Source organism: Bacteroides xylanisolvens XB1A (genome assembly GCF_000210075.1).
GTDB classification, from domain to species: Bacteria; Bacteroidota; Bacteroidia; order Bacteroidales; family Bacteroidaceae; genus Bacteroides; species Bacteroides xylanisolvens.
In genome coordinates, this window is record NC_021017.1 from 4,386,920 (window position 1) to 4,388,435 (window position 1,516).

Genomic DNA, 1,516 nt, shown 5'->3' on the forward strand with positions numbered 1-1,516 from the left:
TGCATACACGATGCTCTTCAGAAGCAGGGGATATCTGTCAAAGCGGAATCCCTTTCCGTACCAGCTTTGGTGAATAAGATGGAAGCAGATGCCGTAGTCACCCATTTGCGTGAGAAATACCCGGTAGCTCCCGCTGCCATCGTCCTGATTGGAGATCCGGGATGGATTGTCTGCCGTGAACTGTTTGATGACGTATGGAAAGATGTTCCGGTAATAGTGACAAATGCCCGCGACCGCCTGCCTGCTTCTCTCGACGTTTTGCTGTCTCATGCTCCACTAACAGAAACCAATAGTGTCCCCGGTGAAGAATGGAGAAGAGGCTATAATCTGACACTTTTAAAGCAGCATTATTATGTGAAGGAAACAGTGGAACTGATTTATAAACTAATACCGGATATGCAACGTCTGGCATTTATTTCAGACGACAGATATATTAGTGAAGAAACCCGTAGAGATGTCAAGGAAGCCGTCGAAGAGAATTTTCCGGATTTACGTCTGGATTTGCTTTCTACCACTCAATTATCGACAGAAATGTTGCTGGATACCCTGCATAGTTATAAACCTAATACAGGGATTATTTACTATTCCTGGTTTGAGTCTCATAATGAAAATGATAACAACTACCTTTTCGACCACATACAGGAAATTATAACCAATTTTACTCCCTCACCTCTGTTTTTGCTATCTCCCGAAAATTTATCGAACAATACTTTCGCAGGAGGGTATTATGTATCGACGGAGTCTTTTTGCGATTCTTTGCTGGAAATTCTGAATCGCATATTGAATGGAGAACAAGCCCGCAATATCCCCGGTGGAGTGGGAGGGGAAGGAAATTCCTATCTTTGTTATCCTGTATTAAAGTCTTATAATATTCCGTCAAGTCGTTATCCCGACGATGCTGTATATATTGATAAACCTCAAACTTTTTTTCAGCAACACTATGTTAAGATTATTGCTAGTTCTGTTTTTCTATTACTTTTGATAGCTGCTATTGTCTATTATATTCGTATTCTTCGGAAAGCGTATAGTCGTTTGAGTGAAGCGGTGGAGAAAGCGGAGCAGGCTAATCAATTGAAATCTGCCTTTCTGGCGAACATGAGCCATGAAATACGTACTCCTTTGAACGCAATCGTGGGCTTTTCAAATATGCTTCCTCATACAGAAGATCCTGTCGAAATGCGCGAGTACGCAGATATCATCGAAACAAATACCGACTTGTTGCTCCAATTAATTAATGATATTCTGGATTTGTCGAAGATTGAAGCCGGAACATTTGATTTCTATCCTTCCTCGATCGATGTTAATCAGACAATGGAGGAAATCGAACAAAGTATGCAGTTACGTTTGAAAAACAGTGATGTTACCCTTGCATTTACCGAACGCTTGCCGGGTTGTCTTTTTTATATTGATAAGAATAGACTGATACAATTGCTTGCCAACTTTGTCAATAACGCTATCAAATTTACTCAAACAGGCACTATCTGTATGGGGTATCGTATGACAGACACCGATACTA

At 40.9% G+C, this 1,516-nt stretch carries 1 protein-coding gene; it reads left to right on the plus strand.

The window, feature by feature from the left end; genetic code table 11:
* On the plus strand, positions 1 to 1,516 hold a 1,516-nt coding region (locus BXY_RS16755), incomplete at both ends, for a sensor histidine kinase (protein WP_208946831.1).